Annotated in this window: 1 protein-coding gene; it reads right to left on the reverse strand. The window is 58.6% G+C overall.

Annotated features, from left to right (window positions below; genetic code table 11):
- The coding region (locus AACY19_RS27260; RefSeq protein WP_339454599.1) for a cbb3-type cytochrome c oxidase subunit I at positions 1 to 457 on the reverse strand (457 nt) is incomplete at both ends.

Raw genomic sequence — 457 nt, forward strand, 5'->3', positions numbered from 1 at the left:
CCAGTAATAGAAACCCGAGAAGAGCGAGAAGACCGCACCCAGCGACAGCACATAGTGGAAGTGCGCCACCACATAATAGCTGTCCTGCATGTAATCATCGATGCCGCCATTGGCGAGCACGACGCCGGTAACGCCGCCGACGGTGAACATGAAGATGAAGCCGATTGCCCACAGCATCGGGGTCTTGAAGCTCAAGGAACCGCCCCACATTGTCGCGATCCACGAGAAGATCTTGATCCCGGTCGGCACCGCGATCACCATCGTGGCGGCGGTGAAGTACATCTTGGTGTTCACGCTGAGGCCCGTCGTGAACATGTGGTGCGCCCACACGACGAAGCCGACCACGCCGATCGCGACCATGGCATAGGCCATGCCGAGATAGCCGAAGACCGGCTTTTTCGAGAAGGTCGAGATCACCTGGCTGACGATGCCGAAGCCCGGCAGGATCATGATGTAG

It is taken from the genome of Pseudomonas sp. EA_5y_Pfl2_R50, from assembly GCF_963970475.1.
Classification (GTDB): Bacteria; Pseudomonadota; Gammaproteobacteria; order Pseudomonadales; family Pseudomonadaceae; genus Aquipseudomonas.